The sequence below is a fragment of the Pseudoalteromonas peptidolytica genome (assembly GCF_012641745.1).
GTDB classification, from domain to species: Bacteria; Pseudomonadota; Gammaproteobacteria; order Enterobacterales; family Alteromonadaceae; genus Pseudoalteromonas; species Pseudoalteromonas peptidolytica.
The window spans coordinates 1-14,627 of sequence record NZ_WEHZ01000024.1 but is presented as its reverse complement, the minus strand read 5'-3'; the positions used below and the strand labels follow the sequence as shown (position 1 = coordinate 14,627).

Here is a 14,627-nt window from a genome sequence, read left to right as displayed (position 1 = left end):
AATGTAACACACTGATAAAAATAAACTAAAAAGGAAAGTCATGCGTTTTATTATTTTTCTAGTAATAATGCTAGTTGCGACATCAAGTAAGGTGTATGGACAAACGTTAAAACAACAACCTATCACGATTGGGTTGGAAGTCTCTTTTGCATCTGAGATATTAAAAGAAAATCGAGAGGTCATGATTTACACACCAAATGACTACGACCCAAAGAAGCAATATCAAGTGTTGTACTTACTCGATGCGGAATTCTTTTTTATCCAAACCGTGGGTACTGTGGAATCTTTAGTTAGCACTGGTAAAATACCAGCTACCATAATTGTTGGACTAAAAACAACGGTAAGAACAAGAGACTACTTACCATCAATTAACGGTGAACCGAAAAGTAGCAGACAGCGTTGGATTAAGGAAAAGTTTCCTCAATTTGGTAAAACGACCGAATTTACAAATTTCTTAACTCAAGAGCTCTTTCCTTTCATTGAATCGCGATATTCACTCAAGCCTAATCGTACTTTAGTGGGGTATTCCAATGGCGGGATTTACGGATTACACACCTTTTTAAGCAAGCCAGATGTCTTTACCAATTATCTGCTTATCAGTCCGCCAGGTTGGTGGGGAGAGGAAGAGCTTGACCTGCAGTTTCAAGCTCTGAGCAACTCAGGTCATGATCTTAGCCGCAACTTGTACCTCAGCATTGCGGGGGAAGGTGGTGACTTTTACACTAACGGTATGCGAGTTGCGTCTAACCTTAAAGCACTTCGCTCAACAGATGTAAAATGGCAATTTAGCCTCAAAGAATCGGAAACGCATCAAACTACATTTTATCCGAGCCTATATGAAGGGCTAACGAAGCTTTTTGATGACTTCTATTTTGAGCTCAATGAAGAATCTGGAAAATATGCACAGATTTCTGATATTGAAGATTACTACCTAAAACTTTCCAAGCGCTATGAGTTTGCGGTGTTAGCGCCAGAGTCTATATATAAAGCACTTGCTGACGCACAAACCAGTCATAAGCGTCTAGACGCTGCACTTGTGACTTTAACGGCATTTGTCACGCGTTATCCTGACTCATCTTATGCCCATGCAAGCCTTGGCCATGGGTATTTGGAGATCAAATCTTATAATAAAGCTTTGGAGAGTTTTAATCACGCCTTGCAGCTTGCTAAAACACAGCAAGTCGATGACCCAACTGTATACGATTACTTTGAAAGTATGATAGCCCAAGCGAAAAGTAAAATCGTACAGTAAGCTACACCTCAGCTTGTAAAGCTGTTTCTACTAAACGCAGTAGGAACAGCTTTACCCTGCAATCTTGTGTGTTCTTCTGTTTTCACAGCTCGGCGCATAAAGCGCCTCCTACAACACGAAGTGGGAGCAGGTTTTCGCCGCGATCTTTATGCTTTTTCGAGTTACTTGTCGAGTTTACTCAATAAATGCTGCTTAACGGTGGGCCATTCTGAGGCGATAATCGAATACACTACGGTGTCTCTTAACTCACCATTTCTACCAATTTGGTGGCTGCGTAAGATACCATCTAGCTTAGCACCAAGGCGCTCAATAGCACTTCGAGAGGCGTGATTAAAAAAGTGGGTTCTAAACTCGACTGCAATGGCATCAAAATCTTCAAAAAGCTGCTGTAACAGCAAAAGTTTACACTCCGTATTTACCGCCGTTCGACGCACTTTATCGCTGTACCAAGTATAGCCCAGCATGGCGCGGCGATTAGCGATATCTGCATTGTAATAGCGGGTGGTTCCTACGATTTTGTTGCTGCTATTTAGCTTCACCGCGTAGGCAAGATTGCCTTCAGGTGCTTGACTTATCGCTGTGTTAACATAGCGTTCCATATCTTGTGGCGTGGGGACATTAGCATACCAAAGCTTCCACGCTTCACCGTCTTGTACAGCCTGCTCCAGCGCATCAATATGTGTTGTTGATAATGGTTCAAGGGTGACGTGGTGTCCTATCAGGGGTTTATTAGTTGGCCACATGCGTTACTACTTCCTTATTTTGAGTATTTTGATGGTATCTTGTTTTGCAAGAGGTACAGCTAAGAGATTTGTTTTAGCCATAAAAGCCAAGGCTGATATATTGGCTAAGGGATTGATCAAATCATCAAAATTTTCGATATGTGTGAGCTTGCCCGTTGCGCTAACGCTAAACACAGCAATGCCAGAGCTACTTTCAGAGGCTGCGTACAATCTTTTGCCATCAGCATCAAGTAATATGCTAGATACGCCATTTAGAGGCTTGCCTACTTGGCTTGCATCAATGGTTTGGAGCAAATGGTATTGACCGTTTTGTTGACGCTCAAATACTAAAATGCTGCTACTGCCTGCTGCTGCAACATAAAAAATAGTAAAGTTTGGGCGTGATGCCAAGGCTTGTGGTTTACTGAGGGCGCGCAGGTTACTGTCGTTTTTAACGATGCGCTGCTTCATCGCATAAGTGCCGTTGGTCTGATGCCACAGCGTAATGACATCACCTTCGTACCCTGCAACGATAAGCTCATCAACCTTTTTATTTACTAACACATCTACAGGCCCACCCATATCAGTCTGCTCAGCGCCATCGATAGGGCCGAGCCACGTCACTCTGTTTGCTGAGGTTATCTTAAAAGCAGTGACTGTATTACTTTTATAACTTGGGATAAAGGCGTCGTTTTTGTCATCACTTAAGCTAATTTTCCAAGGTGCAAATAAGCCCAGGGTGTCTTGGGCAGAGGTGTTCTTGGTCGGATCAAACACCACTTTGTAAGGCACTTCATCAGAAAAGCTTTGCACAAGGTTAAACTTACCCGCGTTATCTTTTGCAAACACATTCAAGGCGCCATCGTAAAAGCTAGTGTTAAGAATGAGATTGCTATTTACAAATACCGCATCAGATGCGCCAGTAAGTAATAGTGGCTGAGTATCGCTCGATTGAAAGTGTTGATCTTGGAACAAGAGCCCATTTTCGTTGAGTGCAAATGTAACCAATGTGTTGTCATCGCCACTGACTGCAACAGCCTGCGTACCTTGAAGGTTAAAACGCAGCGTTCTAGGGTTATCTAAGCCACTAAACCCTGCCGTGTTATTTTGGATGGTCTGAACCACATCGAATGTATTGCTAATCGCGCTAAATGGCATGGCTCCGAGTGCGATAAATGCAAATGCGCTTATTGCAAATTTATACATTTTACTACCTGTTTTATTATTTTAAATCTTACTGGAGTTCCAAAAATGTTCTGATTTCATCCAAACGATTCATGCCGTCTTCAAACCCAAGCTCAATAAGTTTTTGGGTGTATGTTCTCTCAAAAAGCAAGTAACTGGTTAAACTCGACGGTGAGTATTTTTTAACCCCCATAGTCCTAAGCAATAGCTTTATGGCCAATGGCATATCATCATAATAATGATCAGCGACTTCGCTAAAGTTGAGCTTAGGGTTGATTATCATGTGATCGATCCGTTTGAGCTCTTTATGCTTTTCTCGGGCTGGTAACAGGCTCACAGTTCGGTTGACTCGTTCTAGCCGCTCAATATCTGAGTTTAAGGTATCGCTAAATACGCTATCGAGGAGATGACCCGCAACCACAGACATTCCAGGGAAATGCGGCTCGTACCCAAGCGGCTGAGGCAGTTTAGGCTGTTCTACGCCAATCACAAAGATTTTATCTGCCCCCAAGTGAATTGCGGGACTTAATGGAGAAAGTTGGTGAATAGAACCATCGCCATAATAATGGTGTTTAACCCTAACACTTGGGAATACCATAGGTATGGCTGAGCTTGCCATGAGCAGATCTAGAGATATATTGCCAGGCACACCAACTCGTTTTGAACGTTGCCAAGGAGTGGCATTGTTTGCCTGATAAAACGCTACGGACTTACCAGTTGAATAGCTTGAAACTGTAATTGCGACGGCGTCAAGAAAACGGCGATGTAAATTATGGTCAATGCGATTTAAATCAAGTACATTAGCCAGCAGTTTTCGAAGCGGTGAATTGTTTAGTAAGCTTGCTGGTGGCTGATTAAGATATTGTGCTTGAAAGCTACGCAGCATGTTTACTAATAAGTGACCGTAAGCACCTGAAAATGAGCTTTTATAGACCATATCTGTGCTGAAGTTTTTCCAGATATACTCTACTTTCTTTACAGCTAAATGAAAGCAAGAGGCATAGCATGCAATACCTGCCGAGTTTATTGCACCTGCCGAGGTGCCCGTAATGATGTCAAATGGCAAAGGGGAGGTGCGAGGCATACTTTGTGCTAATGCTTTGAGTACGCCTACTTGATACGCGGCTCTTGCACCACCTCCGGTCAGAAGTAATGCAATTTTTTTATCACTCGTTCTATGCTTTCTCAAAAGAGGCTATCCTGCTGTTCAAATTGGTCTTTTTATGCGTTATTTATCTTTGTTGATGTTGTAATGCGATAGATACAAAGAGTTGATAACTCCAGTAAATACGTTATTTTTAGTAGTAAACTGCCACTGTGTCCTTAAGTCGCCTGTAGATTGTATTATTTATTCTAGTTGAACCAAGCTAAAACCCAAGTTGTCTGAAACACTCGCTCCTAGATTATTATTTTGAAGGTAAAGCACTAAAACGCTAAGGTGGTACAAACAAATTTTAACAAACTAGCGCGTGAATTTGGTCGCTAATTGGCGCGATTTTGTATTTAATGAAGTGGCGATTTAGTTTAACTTCAATGTACTGAACTTAAGTTCGGTGCTCAAGTATTTTTATTAAGATCAAATGTTTGAACAAGGTGTAGTCAGAGTTTGCACCACAACGCATTTTTTTAGGGTTTCAGCGCGCATTAAGTTATTAGTCAAGTATTTGGTGATAGTTTTACATTAACGCGTATCAACAATGACGAAGAGGGAGTCCCCATGTCAGAGAATCATCGAGAAGGCAACAAAAAACCTTCTAACAGCCAATTACTGTTTGCCGCAGTAGTTGTATTAGCATTAATTATTGTGGCTGTTTTTGTGCTCGCACAAAAAGATACTCCGCCATCGGAAAATCAAAAGGTTAAACAGGATATTGTGGTACCAGAACCAGCACAAACGTCAGTTGTGAATACTGCAACAGAAGTCGAACCAGAAGTGCTGGTAGAGCCCGAGGCTGAGCGCGAAATACCAGACACTCGTGAGCCAGAAACACCTGCACCCACCGCAATCGCAGAGCCTGAAGCACTAGTTTTACCGCCGTTATCACAAAGCGATACAGAAATAAAAGCAGCCGTTGCTAATTTTATGTCAAATCAAGCGGTCAAGTTATTAGCTGATGATGATGTAATTCGTCGCACTGTGGTGTATGTGGATAATTTAGCTAACGGAAAAATTGCAGAAAAACACTCACCAGTAGTAAAACCACAAGATAACTTTAGTGTGATAGATGACGATATAATTATCACAGATCCAAATAGTTATGAGCGTTACACCCCTTACGTTGCAATGTTTGACACGATGAGCACAGCACAGGTTGTAAGATTATATGACCAATACAAACCATTGTTTGAAGAAGCATATGAAGAAATTGGCTATGAAGGGAATGAGTTTAATGGCACCTTAGCGGATGCCATCGACGAGCTACTTGCAACACCTATTCCGGATACTGCCTTACCGCTCATTAAAGAGTCGGTGACCTATAAATATGCCTACGCAGAATGGGAGCAGCTGTCGGCTGCGCAAAAGCAGTTTTTACGAATGGGTCCAGAAAATATGAAAAAAGTGAAAAAGCGCTTGGAAGAAATCAAAAGCGCGTTGAACAAATAATCAAATATCCTCTTAACAAACATAAAAGCGTGGATAACTGTTTAAACATCACTCAGTTAACCACGCTTTTTGACTTTTCCCTTGCATCCTTTTGTAATCTTCGAGATAATTCAAACCGCGCCAAACAAGGCCCTCAATGGTAGTCTTATTGGTCCTCTCGCAACAATAGTTCGTGAACCTGGTCAGGTCCGGAAGGAAGCAGCCACAGCGGATGACTTGTGTGCCGGGATGTGGCTGGTAAGACTGCCACCCAAATCTCCTCATTGTTGTTTGAAGTGTAAGTCTTATTTATAGTACTCAAAAGTATACTAGAACATACTAATTCCTATCTTTTTAAATTTAAAAACTAAATCAAATAAAACACTCATTCTGTGCTCGTTAGATCAATAACACTTTATTAGCGTGTTCCCGTAGATTGGAAAAGTCGTGGGCGCTTTCCAACAGAGTTACGAAAACGCGCTGCGAATGCAACAGTAAGAAATTTCTAGAATGGAGGATGTGAGTTTTGCTAAGCCAGCAGGCGCTCGCAGTTTGTTAGATTCGTCCGCCGCCGCTTTTGAAGTGTTTCGCAGTAAGCGGTTGTTGTTCGCTATCGGCCAGCTGCACCGTGAAAATTGCGTAGTAAGTTTTATCCAGTTTCTGGCTCTATATTTAATCGAGAGTGTATGGGTTGTGCTTCGTTGATATAGCCATATTTATCGGCCCGAATACATTGGCCTGTGAGTCCAACCAATTCAATATAGGATTTGAACTCAAATAGCAGACCCTTATGCAAAAGGCATGACGAACTAGGTTATCTTAGAAACCTTTAAAGAGATATACTCAAGTTTTATGATGTGCAGACTTGGACCAATTCATTAACTGCTCCCCAATGATTTCAGTTATTCAGCTTAGGCAATATGAGTAGTACATTTAGCATATTTTTGTCTAGTCATGGGGGCTTGGAACATGGCTAAAGAAGAGCGCCCATAATAAGTCCCATTTTGATCAATTTGCTTGTGCATATTTATATTTCTGGGTGTTTTTCATGTATCATGGTTGTGCGATAGTCGACACACTTTTACTATTTCTGATTTGGTAACACCTGATTAAGTTATTGTTATGGTTGACAGTAATAGAGTGGGTGTATGAGTAGCCGTTGTTATGCGGCGGGGAATACGCTATTGTTATGCGACATTTTTCGTCGATAAAAATGTCAGCCATTGAGGGAGTCAAATGAAGTATAAAATAGTACCTGTAAGATCGGATTTCTTAGATAAAGTTAGAAATGTAGGTATAGACGATCAAAACCAGCCTGTAGAAGTATTGGAAGCTAAAGGTGGTGAACCATGTCGAGATGTGCTTCGTGGTGCAAAGGCTGGTGAGAAACTAATATTGGCCAGTTATTGTCCTTTCACTAAAACAGGCCCGTATAAAGAGTATGGGCCCATTTTTGTGTTGGCTAACTCAAATAGTCAGGAATTTGATGTTAATAAACTGCCATTGCCAAATGGGTCAGCAACCGATTATTTAGGTCACACATTTGTATTAAAAGCATACTGTGAAAACGAGCGTATATTAGACGCAAAATTGACATCACCAGAACATGCAGAAACAGATCTTGAGGAATTTTTAACCAATAAAAAGGTCAGCTTTGTAATTGCAAGATATGCAGCCTATGGTTGTTACAGTTTTAGAGTTGAACGTGTTTAATAGATATTAAAGCGTTAGCTGCCTTTCCATGATGCTGTTGGTCGAGAGCGAGTACTCACCGCTTATTGTGAAACCCTTAAAAGACGAAGGCGCACAAATCTAGCAAATTGTGAACATTTGCTGGCTTAACCAAATAGATTCTTTAGCGATAACCCTCAAGCTGCGTTAACCACAGTACCTTTATGGTGTGCGACACACTGGCTTTAGTGTCAGGAGGTACTTAAATGCCAGCAAGAACCTTATTTTCTTAAGCACTTTTGATACGAGTAATGAATAATTCTTTGTAATTCTAACGAGAAACTACCATAACTTGGTGAGTAGGTAACAGTGGGTGTCATCGTTGTTCCCTGTGTTATAGGTAAGATTTTCTCGCCTCAAATTTGACCGCTTTATTAAGGTAAATGATATGACACGCGCGCCGAGGAAAGTGAAGGCTGCCTCACAAAAAAGGTACGGCTGATGCCGTACCTAAGGTCGTCAGGAAATAATACTTAACTTGCTTAATCTACGTTGGTTATAACCGTATCGATTAAATGCACCACGCCATTGGCGGTGTATATGTCTTTTTGGGTAACGTTGCTACCTTCTATCTGCAAACCAGACGTAGGAAGTGTGACTTGCCACCAAATATTGTTCACTCCATTACCATTGTTTTGACCTTGCTCGGTGTCACCACTAAAAAAGTACAGCGGACGGCCTAAATACGCTGCTTGCATAGTGCCGTCTTGCCTAGGAATCAAAGATAGTCCTGGGATGTTGCTTATTTGTGCCTCGTTGGCGATGACCGGTGGCCAAGACGTGGCACAGCTGTCGTTACACTGACTTTGATCTGCGGTTAGGTCATTGTCGAAAACATACAAAGTGAAGCCTGCTTTGTTTAGTGCTTTACCCGCAACTAGTCTTTGCCCGCTGATGTCGTAGGCAACTGCATCTGATGCTGTGTTTGCTGAACCTGCAAAGTCGACCACATTAATATCGAGCATGTTACCTGCTAGCGTTTCCACTTGTTTACCATTTAGTTTTAACGCCGTGGTTGCCGACGCTTCAATCCCTAGAACGTGCTGTGTAAGTACGTTCGTAAGTGCTGGCACATCTGCAAGCAGTGCGTTTAAAGTGGTTGCTGGGATCTTCTCAAAGGCACGGTTGGTTGGTGCAAATACCGTGAATGTTTTGCTGGTGTCAGATAGCGTATCGACGAGATCGGCAGCCGTTAGCGCAGTCACAAGCGTAGATAAAGTGTCAGTTTCCACTGCAACATCTACTATCGTTTTGGTGGTTTGTGTTTTATCAGCAGGTGGCATGATGACTTTATCTAATACGTGTATAACACCATTATCAGCACTGACATTGGCCGTTCTTATAACAGCGTCATCAATGAATAGCTTGCTGTTTACGGTGCTCAACGCCGCGTTATCTGAATTAGCCATGGTTACCATATTAGTGTCCGAGGAGGCTACGGCAGCCGCTGCATCAGACATAATACTTTGTCCAGTTACGACGTGATATAACAAGATATCAGAAAGCTTTTGTGGATCTGCGGCGAGCGCATCCAGAGTTTCCTGCCCAAGTGCCGCAAACGCTGCGTCTGTTGGTGCGAATACAGTAAACTTAGTGGTGGGATCCGCAAGCGTCTGATCCAGTCCTGTAGTGCCAAGTAAGCTTACCAGTGTGTTGAACGACCCTGCGTTTTGTGCAACTGCGGGGATCAATCCAAGAGACTCTGGAACCGCAATATCTGCGACCACAACGGCGTCCAATACATGGATCACACCGTTTGACGCATTGATGTCTGTTTGCGTAACGGTTACACCTGCATATTTGAGCGTATCATTCGCAGCGTCTATGGTTATAAGTAGCTGGTTGTTTAACAGTGTTGTTGCACGCTCGCCGTTAAGTGACATTGCCGTGATTGAATCAACACTGCCAGGGAGGATATGCTGCTTTAAAATGTCACCAAGCACCTCTGGATTTGCCAACAGTGTGTTTATCGTATCTGTGCCAAGGGCTGCAAATGCTGCGTCTGTTGGTGCAAAAACAGTAAGCGGGTCAGAGCCGGTGAGTGCACTGGTCAGCCCTGCGGTTTCAACTGCTTTGAGTAACGTTGTGAAAGTTCCCGCATTGGTAGCAATCTCAGCAATATTTTGAGTTGATGCCATGTCAGCTGGTGGCATTAGTACGGCATCAATCACGTGAATAATCCCGTTATCGGTTATTATGTCTGTTTGCGTAACCGTTGCTGTATTCACTAATAAAGTATCCCCGCTGAGCGAGAGCGCTACTTTGGCACCATTTACAGTTTCAGCTGTTTGGCCGGCCAGCGATAGTGCAGCTTCAGCATTCACCTCTGCGCCTATCACATGATACGTCAAAATGCCGCTTAGCGTGTCAGTATCTGCCAGTAAACCGTTGATGGTTTCCGCTCCGAGCACGTCAAAAGCAGCGTCGGTTGGCGCAAACACAGTAAATTTATTGTCAGTATTGTCTAGTGTCGCATCAAGGCCTGTTGCTTCTAATGCTGCTACTAATGTGGTAAATGAGCCTGCCGCTTTTGCAGCGTCATAGATTGAAGTTTCGGTAGATTCTGGTGCGGGGGTTATAACAGGGTCATCGTCACTAGAACATGCCACGAGTGTGCTAAACGAAGCCACAAGAGCGAGCTTTACAATGATATTCACGGTCATCTCCGTTGGGTGGTTAGTTTTTCGGCAATACGCTGAGGGGGAAAGTTAAGATCAAAGATTTTTTAATAACACGTTTATGAACTGTTACGGTAATAACGCTGAAGCAACCTCAACTTGTTCATGCTAAGGTTGTCTGAGTAAGCTTGGTACTAACTGCGATAATCGCTTTTTGTGTGTCTGAAAATCATGCAATAAAACGCTAAAAGTTATTGCAATAAAGTCGCCAATAGGACGGTATATTATCATTGGTTAATATATACTTTGGTCGGCTAATGGGGTGAGTAAAAGAGATGATCAGCTGCGACAAACATGATTATATAGAAATGGTTTGTGTATTTAATTACATGGTAAAACTGACGTTGAAGACGGGAGAAGTGATAGAAGGTCAAGCCATTGATACTGCGAGAAACACGGCTGGTGAAGAGTGTATAAAACTACATGTAGGAAATGAGCCGCTATTGGTATGTTTAGAGCTAGTAAACAGATTAGAGGCTATAACTAAAAACCCTCATTTTAATGAAGTGTATTTAAGCGAATGACCCTGCAATTTTGATTCAGTAATCACTCAATCGCAATAGTACTTTTTCAACAATCGAGCGAACAAGCAAAAAAACGAGGATGTGATGACACTATCATTTCAAACTATGCGGCTAGAAGTTAATGAGATTGACAATTCGGCTTCAACAGCGCAAATACAACAGCTGATAGCAAAGATACCCTATATTTTGACCGCTGATGTAGTAACACACCTGCCTGCTTACTTTCATCATATTGACTCGGCAAGTAAGGCTGAACAATGGTTAACTAGGATATGTTCTGAAAGTCGTTTGTTGCAAATTACGTTAAAAGATAAAGAAACCATTGGATTTTTGTTCGCTAATACTGAAAATGAAATTAACACGCATATTGGTTATGTGATAGCACAGCAGCATTGGGGTAAAGGTTATGCCAGTGAATTACTTCAAGGCTTTATTCATACCGCAAATACAATAGGCTCTTGGCACAAGCTCATTGCGGGTGTAGACAAATCAAACTTTGCTTCTGTTCATTTATTAAAAAAGCAAGGGTTTTCAGAGCAAGGCTGTGCAAACGGCAATATGTACTTTTTTGAATATGCACTGTCCAAAGCCGATTAGCCTTAATGCTTGCTCAATTTGAAGGAGCAAATCTGACGCTAACTGCGTTAAAAGTTTCTTATTTAGAGCAACTCAACTAAATAGCAAAATTTTTGCCTTGCCTACATGTCGACTCAAAATCACAAGCGTGACGACAAGGTATTATCACAAATAGTCTTACTGGAAGCTTTATAGCAGTAGGTGTGGGGAAGTGCTCAAAGCGTATGACTCCAAACACTGTTCTTAGCAAATAGGGGGGAGCTTGGCTGCGGGTTCTCTTTTCATATGTAAAATTGGGAATGGTTTGCCCATATCATCGGTTGGTGAGCGCGATATAATGTTAAAACCTAAATGCTGATAAAAGCCAACAGCCAACGGGTTTTGTTCATTAACATTCACTTGAGTCGCCCCCAGCTGTTCAATGGCATACATGAGCAAAGCTGTGCCGATACCTTGCCCTCTCGCTTTGTCCAAAACAAATAGCATTTCAACTTTACCTTCATGGACACCAATAAACCCCTGAATAGCACCACGTCTGTCTTTCACACAGTGTAATGTCACGTTTGGAAAAGCTTGCTCTAGTATGATGGGCTTAAAAAATGCGATGTCGTCTTCTGTGATGAAGTCATGTGTCGCGCGAACTGAGTTTTCCCAAACCTCCAATAGTGCTTGGTGCTCCTCTGGAATTACATGTTCAACATTCATTTTATTTCCTTATATTTATGAGTCGCGACTTGGAGTCCGTCGCTCGATTACGGCTAAAAAATTTAACAGCTTGAGTTTACCACATACGGCTACAAATGGTCAGGGTGCACGGCGCTATATGCTACCGAAAGCTGAGTTTAATAAAGGGTCACGATGCAACTGAATAACTGTAATGAGTTGTAATTCTTTTATCTAGGTTGCTTTGCTATCTTTTGTAATTAAAGGTTTGTTTAATGTGAATTTACTGGTTTTGAGACTGCTCCTAATTTCAGCGCTAGCTTGCATTAACTACATTATGGAGGCTGTAAGCAATTTTGAACCCTTGCCACTAAATAAATCTAGAACTCGCTTATAGCTAGGGAAATGACAAATATTTTCACGACTTTATAACCATCTTAAATGGTGAATAGGGCGCAATACAATCCTAAATTAAGGCGCTAGGCGATCAACCCAAAGCCGTAGACTGAATATAAATGAGAGCTACTTAAATGAAAATGATGATTATATCCACCGCATTGGCCTTAGGGCTAACCTCACATTATGCCGCTGCTACTCCTGCCAAAGGGAGTTTTATCGCAAGCCAGTCATGTGATATGTACCAGTCTAAGCGTAAAGGAACCAACCCCGGTTCACTGGAATCAAGTCCAGGTGAAACGTACCCTATTATTGAAGTCGATGCCCAAGAGGCGCATCAAGTAAATTGGGTAAGAGTGAAGACAACATATAACCCTTCACCTGATCGCTGGGTGTCGGCCAGTTGTGGAGATTTAAGTAATTTAGTCGTAGATAGCCGAGGAGGGGGGCGTCAAGGTGGCGATCCACAGTGTCATTACCCGGGTATTTTTGACTCACATGTATTGGCCATTAGTTGGCAACCAGCATTTTGTGAGTTTACCGGTCGTAATAAACCTGAGTGTAAGTCATTGACACCAAATCGATGGGATGCGTCTCATTTTACTTTGCACGGTTATTGGCCTAACAAAAAGTCATGTGGCAGAAACTACGGTAGCTGTGGCCGAGTGAAAACCAAGCCCGCTACATTCTGTGATTATCCAGCGCTGGATTTGGCAGCCGATGTTAGAGCGAGATTAGGCAAGGTGATGCCCAGTGAAGCCAGCGGTACTTGTTTGCAACGACACGAGTGGTGGAAACATGGTACTTGCTCTGGATTAAGTGAGGATAATTACTTTACGTTGGCGATGAATTTATTGCAGCAGGTGAATGAGTCGGGCTTTGTGAGTGACTATATTGATCAAAACATTGGCAAGCAAACTGACCGTAGTGCCTTTCAAGCCGCGTTTGATAAAGAGTTTGGTGAAGGTAGTTATTACCGCGTAGCACTGCAATGTAAACAAGGTATTTTAACTGAGCTACAAATTGCATTACCCAAAGATGTTACTGACACAGATAAAATGAAAGACCTATTGTCTGCGCCAGGCGTAGTTGGTAACGGGCAGGGGAATTGCCCTGATACTTTTGGTATTGACGCTGTAAACTAAGCGACTCATTGCACATGTAACCTTGCACAACAAGGTTACATGTTTGCTCCTTTCTTAACTGAGCAAGCGAACTATTTAGGGCAGGTGTTAAATTTAGTGAGCATGCGTTTTCAACTTATTATACCCACAGTCAAAAAAATCAACTGAAATAATTCGAGATAGCCATCTAGAGGTTTAATCTTTATTTAACTTGATTTACTTTTAAGATGGTGTGTTTGTATTTCAATTGTCATTTTTAATTTTATAAGGTTGTTTTTTGAAAATTTAGTTTTTATGTCTTTATAATTCAATTTTTTAAATTAACGGGTGGGTGGAGTTTAGAAACAAGGGAAGCCCCCTGTTTCTAAATTATAATTGATATAAATAAACTAATTGTTCGTTAGTACACCGTTGTGTACCTTACCAATACATCTGCTTCTTTATACACAATGATCTCTTGGTTGTAGTTTATATCTATTTTAACTGTCGCATAATCAGTCTGAAGTGAAAAGTCACCACCTGAGCGCATTGAGTACAAGCATTCAGCTTGCGCATATCTATACTCTGCTTGTGTTGGCGGTGCAAAATAATTAATAACTTGTGTATGGCACTCGTGGAAGCGATAACCAGCATCTAACAGCTGGGTATCGACTGCTTGATACTTTCGACCATATTCCAACACTTCTTGTACACTTGCATAGCCCGGCTCTGAAGGGAGTGGTTCAGCTGAGACATTTGCAATTGTAGCAGTAGCAATAAGTGTGAATAATACGCCAATTTTCATGATTATTTTCCTTTTCTATAGAATAAATAGCCTTTTAGGCTGTTGATGAAATATTTATCTTTTACCGTGCTAATACCAATTTCATTAATCTCCTAACCAATTAATAGGGTGAGTGGTTTATTGAGCCTAGTTAGACTTTTCAATCAAGTTTTTCCTATCTAACCTGGTTGTTTGTTTAGTGACCTTGATATGGTTCCTTCACAGTACCGAGAGCGATAATCTATCTACTCTCTGCTTGGCTATTATTTAACGACTTTATTAAAGGAAAATTTATGATTTAGGCCCGAATTCAGATAATAAGTGCACCACTCATGGTTAATCGGTGAGGAGAGATCAACTGCCTGTTGGTGGTACTCTGTAATCGCCAAAAAACAAGAGTAGTTACCATGAGTTACAAGCAGTTGATCG

At 41.8% G+C, this 14,627-nt stretch carries 12 protein-coding genes and 1 other RNA gene; 7 read left to right on the top strand and 6 right to left on the bottom strand.

Annotated features, from left to right (window positions below; translation table 11 throughout):
* Nucleotides 1-40: 40 nt before the first annotated feature.
* Nucleotides 41-1,252, top strand: coding sequence for an alpha/beta hydrolase-fold protein (locus tag F9Y84_RS15190; protein ID WP_147390785.1), 1,212 nt, complete (start codon nucleotides 41-43; stop codon nucleotides 1,250-1,252).
* Between the two features lie 161 nt (nucleotides 1,253-1,413).
* On the opposite strand, the gene F9Y84_RS15185 is transcribed toward F9Y84_RS15190, so the two are convergent.
* From F9Y84_RS15185 to F9Y84_RS15175, 3 genes are read right to left on the bottom strand one after another with little or no spacing between them, the layout of a single operon-like run.
* Entirely contained in the window at nucleotides 1,414-1,995 is a 582-nt protein-coding gene (locus F9Y84_RS15185) for a GNAT family N-acetyltransferase (protein ID WP_147390784.1), read from the bottom strand.
* Nucleotides 1,996-2,001: 6 nt separating this feature from the next.
* Nucleotides 2,002-3,180, bottom strand: a complete 1,179-nt coding sequence (locus F9Y84_RS15180; RefSeq protein ID WP_147390783.1) for a beta-propeller fold lactonase family protein — start codon at nucleotides 3,178-3,180, stop codon at nucleotides 2,002-2,004.
* A gap of 28 nt (nucleotides 3,181-3,208) precedes the next feature.
* A complete protein-coding gene (locus F9Y84_RS15175; RefSeq protein ID WP_147390782.1) occupies nucleotides 3,209-4,348 on the bottom strand; it encodes a patatin-like phospholipase family protein in 1,140 nt (379 codons plus the stop codon).
* A 528-nt stretch (nucleotides 4,349-4,876) separates the two neighbouring features.
* Here F9Y84_RS15175 and F9Y84_RS15170 point away from each other — a divergent pair.
* From F9Y84_RS15170 to F9Y84_RS15155, 3 genes are all read left to right on the top strand, one after another.
* Nucleotides 4,877-5,764, top strand: coding sequence for a DUF3014 domain-containing protein (locus F9Y84_RS15170; protein ID WP_147390781.1), 888 nt, complete (start codon nucleotides 4,877-4,879; stop codon nucleotides 5,762-5,764).
* A gap of 146 nt (nucleotides 5,765-5,910) precedes the next feature.
* Nucleotides 5,911-6,007: signal recognition particle sRNA small type (ffs, locus tag F9Y84_RS15165), an RNA gene on the top strand.
* 972 nt (nucleotides 6,008-6,979) lie between these two features.
* Nucleotides 6,980-7,456, top strand: a complete 477-nt coding sequence (locus F9Y84_RS15155; RefSeq protein WP_125253085.1) for a DUF1203 domain-containing protein — start codon at nucleotides 6,980-6,982, stop codon at nucleotides 7,454-7,456.
* A 500-nt stretch (nucleotides 7,457-7,956) separates the two neighbouring features.
* On the opposite strand, the gene F9Y84_RS15145 is transcribed toward F9Y84_RS15155, so the two are convergent.
* Complete coding sequence (locus tag F9Y84_RS15145; RefSeq protein ID WP_318782843.1) at nucleotides 7,957-10,131, bottom strand: fasciclin domain-containing protein; 2,175 nt, start codon at nucleotides 10,129-10,131, stop codon at nucleotides 7,957-7,959.
* 296 nt (nucleotides 10,132-10,427) lie between these two features.
* Between F9Y84_RS15145 and F9Y84_RS15140 the strand changes: the two genes are divergently transcribed.
* Nucleotides 10,428-10,676 (top strand): Rho-binding antiterminator, encoded by a 249-nt coding sequence (locus F9Y84_RS15140; RefSeq protein ID WP_125253083.1) that lies wholly within the window; start codon nucleotides 10,428-10,430, stop codon nucleotides 10,674-10,676.
* A gap of 84 nt (nucleotides 10,677-10,760) precedes the next feature.
* The gene (locus F9Y84_RS15135; protein WP_147390779.1) at nucleotides 10,761-11,273 is read left to right on the top strand and encodes a GNAT family N-acetyltransferase; all 513 of its coding nucleotides are present in this window, start codon (nucleotides 10,761-10,763) and stop codon (nucleotides 11,271-11,273) included.
* Between the two features lie 222 nt (nucleotides 11,274-11,495).
* Here the strand turns inward: F9Y84_RS15135 and F9Y84_RS15130 are convergent, their stop codons facing one another.
* Nucleotides 11,496-11,957 (bottom strand): GNAT family N-acetyltransferase, encoded by a 462-nt coding sequence (locus tag F9Y84_RS15130; RefSeq protein ID WP_147390778.1) that lies wholly within the window; start codon nucleotides 11,955-11,957, stop codon nucleotides 11,496-11,498.
* 488 nt (nucleotides 11,958-12,445) lie between these two features.
* On the opposite strand from F9Y84_RS15130, the gene F9Y84_RS15125 reads away from it, so the two are divergent.
* Nucleotides 12,446-13,456, top strand: a complete 1,011-nt coding sequence (locus tag F9Y84_RS15125) for a ribonuclease T2 family protein (RefSeq protein WP_147390777.1) — start codon at nucleotides 12,446-12,448, stop codon at nucleotides 13,454-13,456.
* A 379-nt stretch (nucleotides 13,457-13,835) separates the two neighbouring features.
* Here F9Y84_RS15125 and F9Y84_RS15120 read toward each other — a convergent pair whose 3' ends face one another.
* Complete coding sequence (locus tag F9Y84_RS15120; RefSeq protein ID WP_147390776.1) at nucleotides 13,836-14,219, bottom strand: hypothetical protein; 384 nt, start codon at nucleotides 14,217-14,219, stop codon at nucleotides 13,836-13,838.
* Between the last annotated feature and the right edge of the window lie 408 nt (nucleotides 14,220-14,627).

Excerpts from the sequence above, each read along its gene's own strand:
- F9Y84_RS15135 (WP_147390779.1), top strand. The coding sequence starts at position 10,761 with ATGACACTATCATTTCAAACTATGCGGCTAGAAGTTAATGAGATTGAC.
- F9Y84_RS15125 (WP_147390777.1), top strand. The coding sequence starts at position 12,446 with ATGAAAATGATGATTATATCCACCGCATTGGCCTTAGGGCTAACCTCA.
- F9Y84_RS15120 (WP_147390776.1), bottom strand. The coding sequence starts at position 14,219 with ATGAAAATTGGCGTATTATTCACACTTATTGCTACTGCTACAATTGCA.
- F9Y84_RS15185 (WP_147390784.1), bottom strand. The coding sequence starts at position 1,995 with ATGTGGCCAACTAATAAACCCCTGATAGGACACCACGTCACCCTTGAA.
- F9Y84_RS15180 (WP_147390783.1), bottom strand. The coding sequence starts at position 3,180 with ATGTATAAATTTGCAATAAGCGCATTTGCATTTATCGCACTCGGAGCC.
- F9Y84_RS15190 (WP_147390785.1), top strand. The coding sequence starts at position 41 with ATGCGTTTTATTATTTTTCTAGTAATAATGCTAGTTGCGACATCAAGT.
- F9Y84_RS15140 (WP_125253083.1), top strand. The coding sequence starts at position 10,428 with ATGATCAGCTGCGACAAACATGATTATATAGAAATGGTTTGTGTATTT.
- F9Y84_RS15155 (WP_125253085.1), top strand. The coding sequence starts at position 6,980 with ATGAAGTATAAAATAGTACCTGTAAGATCGGATTTCTTAGATAAAGTT.
- F9Y84_RS15170 (WP_147390781.1), top strand. The coding sequence starts at position 4,877 with ATGTCAGAGAATCATCGAGAAGGCAACAAAAAACCTTCTAACAGCCAA.
- F9Y84_RS15130 (WP_147390778.1), bottom strand. The coding sequence starts at position 11,957 with ATGAATGTTGAACATGTAATTCCAGAGGAGCACCAAGCACTATTGGAG.